This window comes from Cellulosimicrobium sp. CpK407 (assembly GCF_051844275.1).
Taxonomy (GTDB): domain Bacteria; phylum Actinomycetota; class Actinomycetes; order Actinomycetales; family Cellulomonadaceae; genus Cellulosimicrobium; species Cellulosimicrobium cellulans_G.
The window spans coordinates 1-14,748 of sequence record NZ_JBGNYC010000031.1; the positions used below are offsets into that span (position 1 = coordinate 1).

The following is a 14,748-nucleotide window of genomic DNA, read 5'->3' on the forward strand; positions in this document are numbered from 1 at the left end:
TGCCGGGCTGACGTCCGGTCGTCCGTCCCCAGGCGGTACGAGCGGGTGGCCGCGGCCGCTCGCCGGATGGGAGAATGCGCGGGTGCCCTCAGCAACCTCGAACCCCTGGACCGACCTGACGACCCAGCTCCACCGCGCCGGCTACTACCCGGAGCTCGTCGCGGACGTCCTCGACCTCGCGGTCGCGGGGGAGGAGATCGTCTCGCACCTCGTGCTCCCGGAGACGACGTTCGACGCGTCCGAGGTGCGCCGGCACCTCACCGTGCTCGTCCTGACCCCCACGCGGCTCGTCACGGCGCACGTCGACGACCACCCGGCCGACAGCGAGAACCCGTCCGCGTCCGCCGCCGCCACGACCGAGTCGGTGCCGCTGGCCGAGGTGCGGTCCGTGTCGCTCACGCACGTCGTGGCCGAGCCGCACGAGCACCGCGCGGGCGCCGCCCCGCTCGAGGTGACGCTCGCGCTCGGCTGGGGCGCGGTCTCGCGCGTCGACCTCGAGCCCGCAGGGTGCGCGGACCCGAGCTGCGACGCCGACCACGGGCTCACGGGGCAGATCACGCCGGACGACGTCGTCGTCCGCGTGAGCGCCGAGGCGGAGGGTCGTGACGCCGTGCGCGCCGCGGTCGACTTCGCGCGCGCCCTCTCGCGCGCCACCGCGAGGCACAGCGCCCGGTGAGCGAGGCACGCACGGACGAGGCCCCTGCCACCCCCGCGCTCCCCGCGGGCCTGCTCGCGCCCGACCTCGGGCTCGGCGGCCTCGCCGCCGTGCTCCCCGGGGCGGCGGGCGCGCTCGGCGTCCGGTTCGCGACCGCCACGGGACTCGGGAGCGAGGAAGCGCGCTCGGCGCTCGACCTGCCGCGCGCCGAGCGGGTGTGCGTCGTCCTCGTCGACGGGCTGGGGCACGTCAACCTCGCGGAGCGCGCCGGGCACGCGCCGTTCCTCCGCTCGCTCCTGCCCGACGCGCGGGCGCTCACCTCGACCTTCCCCAGCACGACGGCCGCCGCGATCGGCGCGTTCGGCACCGGCACGGCACCCGGCCGCACCGGCATGCTCGGGTACACGCAGCGCAACCCGGCGACGGGCGGGCTCGCCAACATGGTGTCGTGGGACGGCGCCCCGCCGCCCGCGGAGCTCCAGCGCGAGACGCCCGTGCTCGAGCGGCTCGCCGCGGCGGACCTCGCCGTGACCTCGACCGGCCCCGCGCGGTTCGCCGGGTCCGGCATGACGGTCGCCGCCCTGCGGGGAGGGGCGTACGCGGCCGCCGAGGGACTCGGGGCGCGCGTCGACGCCGCGGTGCGGGCCCTGTCCCGGCCGGGCCTCGTCTATCTGTACTGGGGCGAGGTGGACAAGGCGGGGCACCACCACGGCAGCACGTCCTGGCAGTGGGGCGACGAGCTCGAGGCGCTCGACCGCGAGCTCGCCCGCCTCGCCCGGTCGGTCCCGCGCGGCACCCTCGTGCTCGTCACCGCGGACCACGGGATGGTCGACGTCGACCCGGCCCTGCGTCGCGACGTCGCCACGGACCCGGTGCTCGCGCGGGGCGTCGCGCTCGTCGGCGGCGAGCCGCGCGCGGTGCACGTCTACACGGAGCCGGGGGAGACGACCGCCGTCGCGGCGCGCTGGCGCGACGTCCTGGGCGACGACGCGCTCGTCCTCGAGCGCGAGGAGGTGCTCGCCCTGGGTCTCCTCGGGCCCGACCCGCGGCCGGAGGCGGTCGCGGCGGCGGGCGACGTGATCGTCGCGCTGCGCGGCCGCGCCACGGTGGTCGACTCGCGCACCCAGACGCCTGCGTCGCTCGCGCTCGTCGGCGTGCACGGCTCGCTCACCGAGCGCGAGATGCGCGTCCCGCTGCTCGTCGCGGGGACCTGACCCCGGCGACGCCCCGCGCCACGCCACGACGCGGCCGCCCGCGACCGCACCGACCGACCCGCACCGACCCGCACCGACCTCGCGAAGGAACGCCCGATGGCCGAGCTCGTCTTCTTCTCCGGGACCATGGACTGCGGCAAGTCCACCCTCGCCCTGCAGCTCGACCACAACCACGCCGCGCGCGGCCGCCGGGGGCTCATCTTCTCCCGCAACGACCGGGCCGGCTCCGACCGGCTCTCGTCGCGGCTCGGGCTCGAGGTCGTCGCGCGCGAGGTGCGCGACGACACGGACTTCTGGTCGCTCGTCACGGCCGAGCTGGACCCGGTGGACTACCTGGTCTGCGACGAGGCGCAGTTCTACTCTCCGGCGCAGGTGGAGCAGCTCGCGCGGCTCGTCGACGAGACGGAGATCGACGTCTTCGCGTTCGGCATCACGGCCGACTTCCGTACGCGGCTCTTCCCCGGCTCGGCCCGGCTCATCGAGCTCGCCGACCGGGTCGAGGTGCTGCAGGTCGAGTCGCTGTGCTGGTGCGGCCGACGCGCGACGCACAACGCCCGCACGGTCGACGGGAGCATGGTCATCGAGGGCGACCAGGTCGTCGTCGGGGACGTCGGGGCGGGCTCGGGGGAGATCGGCTACGAGGTGCTGTGCCGTCGGCACCACATGCGCCGCATGACCACGGCCGTCGCGCGCCGCCAGGCCGCGGCCGACGGGCTGCCGTTCGACCTGCCGCACTGAGCAGGCGCCCGGCGACGGTGCCCTCGGCCGGCGCGCTGCGCCTACTCGGGGCGCGCCCCGAACACGATCTCGTCCCAGCTCGGGACCGTCGCGCGCGAGCGGTTCTTGCCCTTGCGGGGCTCGCGCGCGGTCTGGGGCCGCGCCGCGCGCTGCGGCTCGTCCGCGTCCACCGAGACCGTGCCGCCCGAGCGCTCCTCGCGCGGAGGAGGGCCGCCCGCGCCGTCCTGCGGGCCCGAGGAGGGGTCGTCCGGGGCGTCGTCGGGCACCGGGTCCGGGAGGCGCACCGCGTCGAGCGGACGGACGGTCGGGAGGTGGACCACGGTCGCCCCCGCGGGTGCGGCCGTGTCGTCCGGAGCGTCCTGCGACGCGTCCTCGTCGTGCCGGGCCCCCACCTGCGGCCCGAACCCCTCGAACGGCTCCTGACCCTCGACCTCGACGGGGCCGGCCGGGGCCTTGCGGGGGCGCACGCCCCGGCGCTGGCTCAGGTCGTCGAGGAGCTCGGCCGTCCCGTCGTCGGGCGGGGTCGGGGGAGCGGCACGGAGCCCCCGGCCGCGCCCCGTCGCGTCGACGTCGAACACCGCGACGGCGCCGGGCGTCGGGTCGCGCGGGGCGTCGGTGCCCGAGAGCCAGCGGGCCTCGTCGTCGAGCGCCTGGAGCGCGCGCGTCGCCGCGTCGTACTCCCAGCGGGCCGTCCGGCTGCCCGTCCCGACCTCGAACGCCGCGGTCACGACCCACGACGCCCCGGGCTGGCGAGCGGCGCTCCACTCCACGGCGTCGGGCTCGACGTCGCGCGCGGCGAGTCGCTGCGCGACGAGCTCCCCGACCGTCGGCGAGTCCTCCTCGTGCCCCTGGCGGGACGCGCGGACCCGGTCGACGACGTACTCCTGCTCGGCGACGACCGGGCCCGCGAAGCGGCGCACGTGCTCCACCCCGAGGCCCGCGGCCTCGGCGACCGCCTCCACGGACTCCCCGGCGCGCAACCGGGCCTGGATCTCGCGCGGGGCGAGGTTGCGCTCGCCCTCCGCGCGCAGGTGCTCCAGGTGCGGGCGGTCGCGGCGCACGGCCGCGCGCAGCGCCTCGGTGATCGGCAGCGTGAACTCCGCGCCGCCCCGCGCGCGCAGGACGAGGTGCTCCCCGTCCTCGTGCAGTCTCACCAGCTCCAGCTCGTCCATGGACCCTCCCGTGTCGCCGCGCCCGGTGGCGCTCGCGGTGCCGCTCCCGGAGCCGCCCGGTCGCCCGATGCCGCCCCGGTCGCCGGTGCCGTGCCGCGACCCCGTCTCCCGGGCCGGCGGACCGCGACGACCGCGTCACCGCTCCCTCGAGGGTGCCATCGTCCCACCCGCGAGCCGCGCAGCACGCGCGGTGTGCCGCGGACTCGGCGCGCGCTCGTCCGCGCCCCGGGTGCGGGCGGCTGGGATGATGCCGGGTGTGATCCTCGACCTCGTGCCCGGCGACGCCCTCGAGCTCGGCGGCGTCTTCTTCGCGGCGCTCTCGGGCGGGCTCGCCGCCGTGCGCAAGCGGTTCGACCTCGTGGGCGTCCTGGTCCTCGCCTGGGTCGCCGGCCTCGGCGGCGGTCTGCTGCGCGACGTCCTGATCGGCGCGATCCCCCCGGTCGGGATCTCGGACTGGCGGCTCGTCGCCGTCGCGGTGCTCGCGGGCGTCGTGACGTTCTTCTGGCACCCACGTCTGGAACGGCTGCGGCGGAGCATCATCGTGCTCGACGCGGGCGCGCTCGCGCTCTTCGTGCTCTCCGGCACGATGAAGGGCCTCGAGTACGGGGTGGGCCCGCTCGCGGCGGTCTTCGCGGGCGTCATCACCGGCGTCGGCGGCGGGATCCTGCGCGACCTGCTGACCAACGAGGCGCCGCTCCTGTTCCAGGACAAGCAGCTCTACGCGATCCCGGCGCTCGCGGGCGCCGCGCTGACCGCCGCGCTCGCGGAGGCCGGCGCGCTCGGCCTGCTCTCCCAGGCGGCGGTCCTCGCGCTCGTGTTCGGCTTCCGCCTCGTCTCCCTCCGTCTGGGCTGGTCCGCCCCGGGCCCCTGGGAGGGTCGCACCGCACGCCGCGGGTCGGGCAGGATGTGACCCGTGCGCCTCTTCATCGACGACCCCCGACAGCCCGACGACGTGACCGTGGCCGACCTGCGCGACCTCGCCGAGCGCCTCGCGCGCGAGGCCGGGGACCTCGTCCGCTCCGGCCGCCCCGACCGCGTCGAGGTGGCCGCCACGAAGTCGACGGCCACGGACGTCGTGACGCGCATGGACGCCGACTCCGAGGCGCTCCTGCGACGCGGCATCGCGGCGGCCCGCCCGGACGACGCGATCCTCGGCGAGGAGGAGGGCGCGTCGGCGGGCACGTCCGGCATCACCTGGGTCATCGACCCCGTCGACGGCACGGTCAACTACCTCTACGGGATCGCGTCGTACGCGGTGTCCGTCGCCGCCGTGGTGGGCCCGCCGGACCCGCTCGAGTGGACCGTCCTCGCCGGTGCGGTGCACTCCGTCGTCGACGGCCGCACCTGGACCGCGGGCCTCGGGGCCGGGGCGACGGTGGACGGGCGCCCGGTCCGCGTGAACGCCGAGACCGACCTGGGGCAGTGCCTGGTCGGCACGGGCTTCGGGTACGACGCGGGGCGGCGCCGCGCGCAGGCGCGCGTGCTGGTCGACGTGCTGCCCCGGGTGCGGGACATCCGTCGCCTCGGCTCCGCGGCGATCGACCTGTGCCTCGTCGCCTCGGGCGAGCTCGACCTCTACTACGAGCGCGGCCTCAACCCGTGGGACATGGCTGCGGGCGCCCTCGTCGCGCACGAGGCGGGCGCGCGCGTGACGGGTCTGCGAGGCCGTGCCGCGGACCGCGAGATGACCGTCGCGGGGCCGCCCGAGGCGGTCGCCCGGCTCGTCCGGATCCTCGAGGACGTGGACGCCGACTCGGACTCCTGAGCGCGACCGGGCGGACTGGAAGCGTTCCCGCCCGGCCGGCCCGGACGACCCCGTGTTCGCCCGTGACGAACGACACCGGGCGGGCGGGGTGCCACAGGGTGCATCCCTCCCGGAAATGGTGCAGAATCCGGTGGCCCGCCGGGAACAATTCCGGTGCGCCGTGCATTGACCAGCGTGCAACGCCTCGACGACCTCGGGGCACGACACGTCACGGGGTGCCCCCGCGCCCCGCACCTGTGCCGCCCGGCACGACCGGCCATCGCCGGTGGTCCCGGGCGAGCACTGTCGCGATCGACGAATACTCCGGAGAGTGACCCCACAGATGGCAACAGACTACGACGCCCCCCGCAAGAGTGAAGAGGAGCTCAGCGAGGACTCGCTCCAGGAGCTCCAGGCTCGTCGCTCCGACAAGAGCTCGGGCGTCGTTGACGAGGACGAGACCGAGGCGGCGGAAGGTTTCGAGCTGCCCGGTGCCGACCTGTCCGGCGAGGAGCTCTCCGTCCGGGTCCTGCCTCGTCAGGCCGACGAGTTCACGTGCTCGAGCTGCTTCCTCGTGCACCACCGCAGCCAGCTCGCGTACGAGAAGAACGGGCAGCAGATCTGCTCGGAGTGCGCCGCCTGACCTGCACGACGCCCGAAGGCCGCCGCCCCCTCCCCCGGGGCGGCGGCCTTCGCCGTTCCTGGCGGCGCCTCGCGCCGCACCCGTCAGGACGCGCGTGCGGCCCGGACCGCGTCCGCGAGGCGCTGCGGGTGGCGTGTGGAGACGAGCCAGTACGGCGTCGGGTCCTGCGGGTCGTCGAGCACCACGTGCACGCCGGTGCGGGCCCACGCGCGCAGGCACACGTAGGCGCGGGCGTCGAGCCGGGGCCCGAGCTGGACGCGCATCGCCTCCGCGTCCAGGGTCGTGACCTGACCGAGCAGCGACGCCGGGACGTGCGCACGCCCGGCGCGGAGCTCGCCGTCCGCCACCGCGACGACCGGGGAGGTCCACCAGAGCGCGACGACGCCCGCCACCGCGGCGAGCGCGCCGACGCCGAGCGCGATCGCGTGGCTCGCGGGCCACAGCGCGATCCCGAGCACCAGGGCGAACCCGAGGGCCGCGGCCCAGCCGCCGACGCCCGGGACGAGCCGCTCGCGGTACGACGTCAGGCCCTCGGCGCGGGGTGCCCCGGCGGTTCCCGGGGTCGAGGAGGGCGTGCTGCGGTCGGCGGGGTCCGTCATGGGTCCATCATCCCAGCAGTCGGGGCCTCGCCCGACGTGCTCGCCCGGCCCGCCCCGGACCATTAGGCTCTGCCGGGTGCCGAACCACCACCAGCCCGAGACCGGGGACGTCGACGTCCTCATCACGCTCCTCGACGACGTCCCGGTGCCGTCCTACGCCCACCCGGGCGACGCCGGCGCCGACCTCGTGACGACCGTCGACGTCGAGCTGGCACCGGGGGAGCGCGTCGTCGTCCCGACGGGCGTCTCGATCGCGCTGCCCGACGGCTACGCGGCGTTCGTGCACCCGCGCTCCGGTCTCGCCGCGAAGCACGGCCTGACGGTCGTCAACGCGCCGGGCACCGTCGACGCCGGCTACCGCGGCGAGATCAAGGTGACGCTGCTCAACACCGACGCGCGGGAGGCCGTCGCCCTGCGCCGCGGCGACCGCGTCGCGCAGCTCGTGGTGCAGAAGGTCGAGCGCGCGCGGTTCGTGCAGGCCGAGCGGCTGCCCGGTTCGCACCGCGGCGAGGGCGGCTTCGGGTCGAGCGGCGGGTGGGGCGCGGCGACCTGACAGGTCGCGGACGGGCGCCGGCGCGGGAGCCGCACGCCCGTCGTCGCACAGCGAACGTCGCACCACGACCGTCGCTGCGCGGGCTAGTGTGGAAGCAGCGCGGGGCGAGCGCCCCGCGAGGAGTCCCGGCCGAGGGCCGGGCAGGTGAAGGAGTTCCTCCGTGGGTCTGTTCCGTCGCTCCAGGTCGTCCGAGCCGACCGAGTCGCCCGAGCCGTCGGCGCCGTCGGGCGCGACGTCCGAGCAGGTCGACGACGGCGCTCCCGTCGCCGACCCGACCGACGCGAAGCCGGCCCGCGGCCCGTACGACTCCTCCCAGGTGCCCGAGCGCGGGCCCCGCCTCGACCTGGGCGCCGTGTGGCTGCCCGGCGTGCCCGGCATGGAGCTGCGCATGGAGGTCGACAAGAAGACCCAGCGCATCACCGGCGTCGCGTGCGCCGTGGCGGGCTCCGGGCTGCAGGTGCAGGCCTTCGCGGCGCCGCGCACGGAGGGCATCTGGGACGAGATCCGCGGCGAGATCGCCGCGTCGGTGACCAAGCAGGGCGGCACGGTCGACGACCTCCCCGGCCCGTTCGGCCGCGAGCTGCTCGCCCGCATCCCCGCGCAGACGCCGGACGGGCGCCCGGGCGTGCGCCCCGCGCGGTTCGTGGGCTTCGACGGCCCCCGCTGGTTTCTCCGCGGCGTCCTCACGGGCAAGGCGGCGGTCGACCCTGCCGAGGCCCGGCTGCTCGAGTCCGTGTTCGCCAACATCGTCGTCGTGCGCGACCAGAGCCCGCGCCCGCCGCGCGACCTCCTCGCCCTGCACCTGCCGGGCAAGGGGCCGGCCGCGGCGGCACCGGCACCCGCCGGCGCGCCGGAGACGCCCTCGTTCGACCCGCTGACGCGTGGGCCGGAGATCACGGAGATCCGCTGACATGGCCCCCACCCTGCGGGACGCCTGGCGCACCGCTCTCGCCTCCCAGGAGGAGCTCGCCGCCGACGAGGAGCGCTCCGAGGCCGCACGGCAGAAGGGCTGCCGCGCCGTGTCCGAGCTCCCCAACCGCCGCCGGGCCAAGATCTCGGGCGTCCTCCGGTCGGTCGTGCTGCGTCCGCGCGAGGGCGTCCCGACGGTCGAGGTGGAGCTGTTCGACGGCTCCGGCGTCGTGGACCTCGTGTGGCTGGGCCGTCGTCGCATCGCGGGGATCGAGCCCGGCCGTCGCGCCCTCGTCGAGGGCCTGGTGTGCGACGTCGACGGTCGCCGCACCATCTTCAACCCGCGCTACGAGCTCCTCGCCAAGCCGGGGGAGTGACCTCGCGCCCGCCCGCGCGGCGGTGCCGTACGATCCTGCGGACGTGCGGTGGCCGATCGGGCCGCATGCCCGGACCGTGACCGACCGATCCCGAGCCACCGAGGACGCCACCAGATGACGAGCAGCAGCGACGCGAGCGGCGGTCCCGCGGACGGCCGTCCCGGCCCCGGGCAGGCTCCGGAGGGGATCGCTCACGACGCCGAGGTCGCGGAGACGGTCGTCGACGACGTCGCCGCGCCCGAGGACGGTCGCGCCCGGGGCGTCCGCGCGCTCGCCGGGCAGGACTTCTCCGTGGCCGACGCCATCGGGGGCGTGCGCGGGCTCGTCGAGTCGGTCGCCCCGGGCCTCGTCTTCGTCGTCGTCTACGTCGCCACGACGAACCTGCGGTGGGCGCTCGTGACCTCGGTCGCGGCGGCGCTGATCGCCGTCGCGGCGCGACTGGTCCAGCGCACTCCCGTCACGCAGGCGTTCGGCGGTCTCCTGGGCGTCGGCATCGGCGTGGTCTGGGCGTGGCGCTCGGGCGAGGCGCAGGACTACTTCGCGTGGGGCCTGTGGACGAACGCCGCCTACCTCGTCGCGCTCCTCGTCTCCGTCCTGGCGCGCTGGCCGGTCGTCGGGCTCGTGGTCGAGGGCTTCCGCAGCGGCTTCGGCGCGGGCGGCGCGTCGGGGTCGGCCGGGACGACGGCGGAGGGGTCGCCCGACGCGGCCGACGCCCCGGACGCCTCGGCCGAGCAGCCCGTGGGGGCCGCGACGTCGGCCGCAGCACCTGCTGACGCGAACGGCGCCGAGCCCGGCGCGTTCGCCCGCTGGGCCCGCGCCTGGCGGTCCGACCGGGCCCTGATGCGCCGGTACACCGCCGCGACGTGGCTCTGGATCGGCCTGTTCGCCGCCCGGCTCGCGGTCCAGGTCCCGCTCTACCTCGACGGCGACGTCGGCTGGCTCGGCACCGCGCGCCTGGTCATGGGCATCCCGCTGTGGGCCCTGGTCCTGTGGCTCACATGGATCCTGGTGCGCCGGCCGCACGGCGCGGCGGCCACGCGGCCGTCGGCGTAGCGCCGGGGACCGCGGGGGCGCGCCCCGTCAGAGGAGGGTGTCGTCGGCCTCGGGCGCCTCGACGGGCGCGTCCGGAGCGGTCGGCTCGACCTCGGTCCGGCCGGCGAGGAGCCGGCCGAGGGCACCCTCGTCCGCCTCGTCGCCCGTGACGAGCAGCAGCTCGTCCCCGGCCTCGAGCGTGTCGTCCTGGCTGGGCGCGATCGGCCGCGTGCCGCGGACGATCGCCGCGAGCACCGTGTCCGCGGGCCAGCTCACCTCGCCGACCCGGTGACCGACGAGCGGCGAGGTCGGCGGCAGCGTGACCTCGAGGATGTCCGCGCCGGACTGGTGGAACGTGAAGATGCGGACGAGGTCGCCGACGGCGACGGCCTCCTCGACCATCGCGGTCATGATGCGGGGCGTCGAGACGGCGACGTCCACGCCCCACGACTCGTCGAACATCCACTCGTTCTTCGGGTTGTTCACGCGGGCGACCGTGCGGGGCACCCCGAACTCGGTCTTGGCGAGGAGCGACACGACGAGGTTCACCTTGTCGTCGCCCGTGGCCGCCACGATGACGTCGCACTCCTCGACCTTGGCCTCGGCGAGCGTCGAGAGCTCGCACGCGTCGGCGAGCAGCCAGTCGGCCTCCGCGACCTGGGCGACCCGCATGGCCGCCGGCTGCTTGTCGATCAGCATGACCTCGTGCTCGTGGCTGAGGAGCTCGCGGGCGATCGAGCGGCCGACCGAGCCCGCCCCGGCGATGACGACGCGCATCACTCGGCCTCGACCTTCGGAGCGTGGGTGAGCTTGCGTTCGACGACGGCGGCCTGCTCGTCGTCCATGAGCACGTGCAGCACGTCGTTCTCCTGCAGGACGGTGCGGTCGGTGACGAGGACCCCGTCGCCGAAGCGGCTGACGAACGCCACGCGAGCGCCGGTGGCGTCCTCGATGGCGCGGACGGTGCGCCCGACCCAGTCGGGGTGGAAGTCGACCTGCGCGAGCCGCACGCGCCCGGACGGGTCGCGGTACTCGTCGGTCGCGCCGAACGGGAGCATGCGGCGCAGCACCTGGTCCGCGGTCCAGCGCACGGTCGCGACCGTGGGGATGCCGAGGCGCTGGTAGATCTCCGCGCGCTGGGGGTCGTAGATGCGGGCCACGACCTTCTCGACGCCGAACGTCTCCCGCACGACGCGCGCGGAGAGGATGTTCGAGTTGTCGCCGTCGGAGACCGCGGCGAACGCGTAGGCCTCCTCGATCCCGGCCTGCACGAGCGTGTCGCGGTCGAACCCGACCCCGGTCACCTTCTTGCCGGTGAACTCGGCCGGGAGGCGCCGGAACGCGTCGGGGTTCTGGTCGACGACGGCGACGGAGTGGCCGCTCGACTCGAGAGACTGGGCGAGCGTCGCGCCCACGCGCCCGCAGCCCATGATGACGAAGTGCACGCACCGAACGCTACCGCTCGCGGGGCGGTCGGGCGCGCACCAGCGCGACCGGGCGCCGTCGGGCATAGCATGTGGCCTCGTGTCGGAGATCGCTGATGCCGCGAAGCGGCTGCTGCTCGGGCGGCCGGTCCGCAGCGAGCACCTGGGGCACACGCTGCTGCCCAAGCGTGTGGCCCTGCCCGTGTTCGCGTCCGACGCCCTGTCGTCGGTCGCGTACGCCCCGGACGAGATCCTCCTGACGCTCGCCCTCGCGGGCCTCAGCGCGACGATGATCTCGCCGTGGGTGGGCCTCGCGGTCGTGGTCGTGCTGCTGACCGTCGTGGCGTCGTACCGCCAGAACGTGCGCGCCTACCCCTCGGGCGGCGGCGACTACGAGGTCGCCACGGTCAACCTCGGCCCGACGGCGGGAGTCGGCGTCGCGTCGGCGCTCATGGTCGACTACGTCCTCACCGTCGCCGTCTCGATCTCGTCGGGGGCGCAGTACGCGGCCAGCGCCATCCCGGCGCTGCGCGACCACGAGGCGGCCTTCGCGATCGGGCTCGTCGTCGTCCTCACGCTCGTCAACCTGCGCGGGGTCAAGGAGTCCGGGACGTTCTTCGCGATCCCGGTCTACCTCTTCATGCTGGCCATCGGCACGACGGCGATCGTCGGGTTCTTCCAGTACGTCACCGGCAACCTCGGCCCGGCGGAGAGCGCGGAGTTCGAGCTCACGGCGGAGAGCGGGTTCGACCAGGGTCTGATCGGCATCGCGGGCGCGTTCCTCGTGGCCCGGGCGTTCGCCTCCGGCTGCGCCGCCCTGACCGGCGTCGAGGCCATCAGCAACGGCGTCCCGGCGTTCCGCAAGCCCAAGTCGCGCAACGCCGCCACGACGCTGGCCCTGCTGGGTGGCATCTCCGCCGTGATGATGATGTCGATCCTCTTCCTCGCGCGCGCGACCGGCGTGCACTACGCCGAGGACCCGCACACGCAGCTCTCGCTGAACGGGGAGCCGCTGCCCGTGGACTACGTGCAGCACCCGGTGATCGGGCAGCTCGCCGAGACCGTGTTCAGCGGGGCGCCCGTGCTCTTCTACGTCGTGTCCGCGGTGACGGGGCTCATCCTCGTGCTCGCGGCGAACACGGCGTTCAACGGCTTCCCCGTCCTCGGCTCGATCCTCGCGAAGGACGGCTACCTGCCGCGCCAGCTCCACACGCGCGGCGACCGGCTCGCGTTCTCCAACGGCATCATCACGCTGGCCGTCGCGGCGATCGTGCTCATCTGGGCGTTCGACGCGCAGGTCACGCGCCTCATCCAGCTCTACATCGTCGGCGTGTTCGTGTCGTTCACCCTGTCCCAGCTCGGCATGGTGCGGCACTGGACGCGCGCGCTGCGCACCGAGCACCAGCCCCGCGAGCGGGCACGCATGCGGCGCTCGCGCGTGGTCAACACGGTGGGTCTGGCGATGACCGGGACGGTCCTCGTCATCGTCCTCATCACGAAGTTCACCCACGGCGCCTGGATCGCGATCCTCGCGATGGCGCTCGTGTTCGTGCTCATGAAGTCGATCCGCAAGCACTACGACAGGGTGCGCGACGAGCTCGCGCTCGGCGACGAGGCCGCCGCGGCCCGCGCCCTGCCCAGCCGCGTGCACGCGATCGTCCTCGTGTCCAAGATCCACCGCCCCACGATGCGGGCGCTCGCGTACGCACGGGCGTCGCGCCCGTCCGTGCTAGAGGCCGTCACCGTCGGGGTGGACTCGGAGGACGTCGAGGACCTCATGCGGCAGTGGGAGGCGCTCGACCTCCCGGTCCCGCTGCGCGTCCTGGACTCGCCGTTCCGCGAGATCACGCGCCCGGTGCTGTCGTACGTGCGCTCGGTCCGCAGAGAGTCGCCGCGCGACCTCGTGGTCGTCTACATCCCCGAGTACGTCGTGGGCCACTGGTGGGAGCAGCTCCTGCACAACCAGAGCGCGCTGCGCCTCAAGGGCCGCCTGCTCTTCACGCCGGGCGTCGTCGTGGCGTCCGTGCCGTGGCAGCTCGCCTCGACCGAGGGGCAGACCGGGCTCGAGGGCGAGGGGTTCCGCCAGCGCTTCACCGGGTACTGATCCCCGCGCGGCCACGGTCGTGACCCGGGCCCGTTCCCGAGGGGGGAGCGGGCCCTCGGCGCGCGCGGAACGGCGTCCCGGCGGGTGCGTCGGGCCGGGTCCGGGATACTGGGGGCATGCCGTCCTCCTCGCGTGGTCCTGCCGTGCCCTCCGACCGACCGTCCGACCCCTTCGCCGACCGCCGTGCCGCGCGGGGTGGCCGACGCACGACCCGTCGCGCGGCGGGGCGGGCGACGCGACAGTCGGCACGGGTCGACCCTCGACCTGAGGTCGAGGTCGAGCTCGAGGTCGGCCCCGTCGCGCACGGCGGACACTGCGTCGCGCGGTACGAGGGTCGCGTCGTCTTCGTCCGTCACACCCTGCCCGGGGAGCGCGTGCGCGCCCGCGTCACGGAGGGCGGGGACGCCGCGAAGTTCTGGCGCGCCGACGCCGTCGAGATCCTCGAGGCGTCGCCCGACCGCGTCCCGTCGGTGTGGCCGGAGGCCGGCCCCGGGGGCGTCGGGGGCGGCGAGCTGGCGCACGTCGCGCTCGACGCGCAGCGCCGCTGGAAGCGGGACGTGCTGGCGGAGCAGCTCCGTCGGCTCGGGAAGGTCGACCTCGACGAGGTTGACCCTCAGGTAGAGGTCGAGGGTCTGCCCGGCGACGCCGCGCGCGGCGGCCTCGGCTACCGGACGCGCGTGGATCTCGTGGCCGACGGCACGGGCCGCGCGGGCATGCACCGCTTCCGGTCGCACGACGTCGTCGCGCTGGACGGCATGCCGCTCGCCACCGAGGACGTCGCGGAGCTCGCGGCGCGCGAGAAGGTCTTCACGCGCACCTGGCGTCCGGGCACGCGGATCGAGCTCGTCGCTCCGGCCGGCTCGGCGCCGGTCCTCCTCGTGGACGGCGAGCCGTGGCGGTCGGGCTCGCCCGACCAGCGCCCGAACGCGCGCCGCAGCGTGACCGAGCGTGTCGTGCTCGGCGACCGGCAGCACGAGTACCGGGTCGCGGCGGGCGGGTTCTGGCAGGTGCACCGCGAGGCACCGGCCACGCTGGCGCGCGCGGTGCTCGACGGTGCGGGGGACGTCGAGGGCGCGCGCGTGCTGGACCTCTACGCGGGTGCCGGGCTGTTCACCGCGCCCCTGGCGGCGGCCGTCGGGGCGACCGGCTCGGTGGTCGCGGTCGAGGGCGACGAGCGGGCCGTGCGCGACGCGCGCCGCAACGCGCACGGGCTCGACCGGGTGGAGCTGCACCACGGCCCCGTCGAGCAGGTGCTCGCGGGCGACGAGACCGGCGCCGACGTCGTCGTGCTCGACCCGCCGCGCGTCGGCGCCGGCCGCGCCGTGGTCGAGGCGATCGCCTCCCGGCAGCCGTCCCGGGTCGTGTACGTCGCGTGCGACCCGGCCGCGCTCGCGCGCGACGTCGCCTACCTCGCCGGCCACGGCTACGGGCTCGCGTCCCTGCGGGCGTTCGATCTCTTCCCGCACACGCACCACCTCGAGGCCGTCGCGGTCCTGACGCGCTGATGCCACCGGCGCGCTCGGGCCTCCGCGAACGGGTGCGCCGAGGCGCGTGCCGGGAGGACGATGGGGAGACGGTCGGACG

General features: G+C 75.6%; 16 protein-coding genes. 12 read left to right on the top strand and 4 right to left on the bottom strand.

The features are described 5' to 3' along the window. Window positions 1-82 precede the first annotated feature (82 nt). The 3 genes from ABWU78_RS13795 to ABWU78_RS13805 all read left to right on the top strand — a co-directional run bounded on the left by ABWU78_RS13795 (window position 83) and on the right by ABWU78_RS13805 (window position 2,607). Window positions 83-676, top strand: a complete 594-nt coding sequence (locus ABWU78_RS13795; protein ID WP_253049090.1) for a DUF5998 family protein — start codon at window positions 83-85, stop codon at window positions 674-676. Beyond that, window positions 673-1,869 (top strand): alkaline phosphatase family protein, encoded by a 1,197-nt coding sequence (locus ABWU78_RS13800; RefSeq protein WP_253049093.1) that lies wholly within the window; start codon window positions 673-675, stop codon window positions 1,867-1,869. The genes ABWU78_RS13795 and ABWU78_RS13800 overlap by 4 nt, the downstream gene beginning before the upstream one ends. A 96-nt stretch (window positions 1,870-1,965) precedes the next feature. Continuing rightward, a complete protein-coding gene (locus ABWU78_RS13805; protein ID WP_253049096.1) occupies window positions 1,966-2,607 on the top strand; it encodes a thymidine kinase in 642 nt (213 codons plus the stop codon). A gap of 41 nt (window positions 2,608-2,648) precedes the next feature. Here ABWU78_RS13805 and sepH read toward each other — a convergent pair whose 3' ends face one another. Then, a complete protein-coding gene (gene sepH / locus ABWU78_RS13810) occupies window positions 2,649-3,779 on the bottom strand; it encodes a septation protein SepH (protein WP_253049101.1) in 1,131 nt (376 codons plus the stop codon). A 256-nt stretch (window positions 3,780-4,035) separates the two neighbouring features. Here sepH and ABWU78_RS13815 point away from each other — a divergent pair, with 256 nt between their 5' ends. From ABWU78_RS13815 to ABWU78_RS13825, 3 genes are all read left to right on the top strand, one after another. Further along, window positions 4,036-4,689: a trimeric intracellular cation channel family protein gene (locus tag ABWU78_RS13815; RefSeq protein WP_253049103.1), complete on the top strand. Its 654-nt coding sequence runs from the start codon at window positions 4,036-4,038 to the stop codon at window positions 4,687-4,689. A gap of 3 nt (window positions 4,690-4,692) precedes the next feature. Further along, window positions 4,693-5,544 carry an inositol monophosphatase family protein gene (locus ABWU78_RS13820; RefSeq protein ID WP_253049106.1) on the top strand — a complete coding sequence of 284 codons (852 nt, stop codon included), beginning with the start codon at window positions 4,693-4,695 and terminating at the stop codon, window positions 5,542-5,544. Between the two features lie 322 nt (window positions 5,545-5,866). After that, window positions 5,867-6,166 (top strand): DUF4193 domain-containing protein, encoded by a 300-nt coding sequence (locus ABWU78_RS13825; RefSeq protein ID WP_047234722.1) that lies wholly within the window; start codon window positions 5,867-5,869, stop codon window positions 6,164-6,166. An 83-nt stretch (window positions 6,167-6,249) separates the two neighbouring features. Here the strand turns inward: ABWU78_RS13825 and ABWU78_RS13830 are convergent, their stop codons facing one another. After that, window positions 6,250-6,765 (bottom strand): DUF3093 domain-containing protein, encoded by a 516-nt coding sequence (locus ABWU78_RS13830; RefSeq protein WP_253049110.1) that lies wholly within the window; start codon window positions 6,763-6,765, stop codon window positions 6,250-6,252. Window positions 6,766-6,841: 76 nt separating this feature from the next. Between ABWU78_RS13830 and dut the strand changes: the two genes are divergently transcribed. From dut to ABWU78_RS13850, 4 genes are all read left to right on the top strand, one after another. Next, complete coding sequence (gene dut / locus ABWU78_RS13835) at window positions 6,842-7,318, top strand: dUTP diphosphatase (protein WP_253049112.1); 477 nt, start codon at window positions 6,842-6,844, stop codon at window positions 7,316-7,318. Between the two features lie 160 nt (window positions 7,319-7,478). Beyond that, entirely contained in the window at window positions 7,479-8,228 is a 750-nt protein-coding gene (locus ABWU78_RS13840; protein ID WP_353709392.1) for a DUF3710 domain-containing protein, read from the top strand. 1 nt (window position 8,229) lies between these two features. Continuing rightward, window positions 8,230-8,604: an OB-fold nucleic acid binding domain-containing protein gene (locus ABWU78_RS13845; protein WP_087471902.1), complete on the top strand. Its 375-nt coding sequence runs from the start codon at window positions 8,230-8,232 to the stop codon at window positions 8,602-8,604. A gap of 114 nt (window positions 8,605-8,718) precedes the next feature. Then, complete coding sequence (locus ABWU78_RS13850; protein ID WP_439158709.1) at window positions 8,719-9,657, top strand: DUF3159 domain-containing protein; 939 nt, start codon at window positions 8,719-8,721, stop codon at window positions 9,655-9,657. 27 nt (window positions 9,658-9,684) lie between these two features. Here ABWU78_RS13850 and ABWU78_RS13855 read toward each other — a convergent pair whose 3' ends face one another. Together ABWU78_RS13855 and ABWU78_RS13860 are read right to left on the bottom strand one after the other, a co-directional pair. Continuing rightward, window positions 9,685-10,413 carry a potassium channel family protein gene (locus ABWU78_RS13855; RefSeq protein WP_253049121.1) on the bottom strand — a complete coding sequence of 243 codons (729 nt, stop codon included), beginning with the start codon at window positions 10,411-10,413 and terminating at the stop codon, window positions 9,685-9,687. Then, window positions 10,413-11,066: a potassium channel family protein gene (locus tag ABWU78_RS13860; protein WP_087472929.1), complete on the bottom strand. Its 654-nt coding sequence runs from the start codon at window positions 11,064-11,066 to the stop codon at window positions 10,413-10,415. The genes ABWU78_RS13855 and ABWU78_RS13860 overlap by 1 nt, the downstream gene beginning before the upstream one ends. A 94-nt stretch (window positions 11,067-11,160) precedes the next feature. On the opposite strand from ABWU78_RS13860, the gene ABWU78_RS13865 reads away from it, so the two are divergent. Together ABWU78_RS13865 and ABWU78_RS13870 are read left to right on the top strand one after the other, a co-directional pair. Then, a complete protein-coding gene (locus ABWU78_RS13865) occupies window positions 11,161-13,164 on the top strand; it encodes an APC family permease (protein WP_253049123.1) in 2,004 nt (667 codons plus the stop codon). A gap of 143 nt (window positions 13,165-13,307) precedes the next feature. Beyond that, a complete protein-coding gene (locus ABWU78_RS13870) occupies window positions 13,308-14,669 on the top strand; it encodes a class I SAM-dependent RNA methyltransferase (RefSeq protein ID WP_439158710.1) in 1,362 nt (453 codons plus the stop codon). The last annotated feature ends 79 nt before the right edge of the window (window positions 14,670-14,748 follow it).

Bases quoted from the DNA above. Each gene is read 5' to 3' on its own strand.
- ABWU78_RS13860 (WP_087472929.1), bottom strand. From the start codon at position 11,066: ATGGGCTGCGGGCGCGTGGGCGCGACGCTCGCCCAGTCTCTCGAGTCG.
- ABWU78_RS13850 (WP_439158709.1), top strand. From the start codon at position 8,719: ATGACGAGCAGCAGCGACGCGAGCGGCGGTCCCGCGGACGGCCGTCCC.
- ABWU78_RS13855 (WP_253049121.1), bottom strand. From the start codon at position 10,413: ATGCGCGTCGTCATCGCCGGGGCGGGCTCGGTCGGCCGCTCGATCGCC.
- sepH (WP_253049101.1), bottom strand. From the start codon at position 3,779: ATGGACGAGCTGGAGCTGGTGAGACTGCACGAGGACGGGGAGCACCTC.
- ABWU78_RS13830 (WP_253049110.1), bottom strand. From the start codon at position 6,765: ATGACGGACCCCGCCGACCGCAGCACGCCCTCCTCGACCCCGGGAACC.
- ABWU78_RS13845 (WP_087471902.1), top strand. From the start codon at position 8,230: ATGGCCCCCACCCTGCGGGACGCCTGGCGCACCGCTCTCGCCTCCCAG.
- ABWU78_RS13805 (WP_253049096.1), top strand. From the start codon at position 1,966: ATGGCCGAGCTCGTCTTCTTCTCCGGGACCATGGACTGCGGCAAGTCC.
- ABWU78_RS13825 (WP_047234722.1), top strand. From the start codon at position 5,867: ATGGCAACAGACTACGACGCCCCCCGCAAGAGTGAAGAGGAGCTCAGC.